Below are 258 nucleotides of genomic sequence, written 5' to 3'. Positions count from 1 at the left end.
TATATTTAAAACCTATAGAAGATTTAGAAGCGTTTGAGTACCGAAAGGTTCCATTGTTTAAATCGTGGAAGACACAAAAAGGGATTGTCCAATATCTTAATGAACAAAATGAGATGCTTAGTCGTACGCATTTTACAGTCAATCAACTTCGTTGTCATATTAATAACAATGATATAGAAGCCTTACTTCAGTCTTTAGAAAACGTAGCTTTACCAGATATCCATCCTAAATTAAGAACCGTCATAAAAACATTAAACA

General features: G+C 31.8%; 1 pseudogene. It reads left to right on the top strand.

Features of this window, described 5'->3' with window-relative positions:
- Positions 1-258, top strand: a pseudogene (locus tag HHH54_RS11610) (ISL3 family transposase); the annotation flags it as partial.

The organism is Staphylococcus canis (assembly GCF_016238445.1).
Lineage (GTDB): Bacteria > Bacillota > Bacilli > Staphylococcales > Staphylococcaceae > Staphylococcus > Staphylococcus canis.
This window is presented reverse-complemented; position numbering and strand designations above follow the sequence as displayed.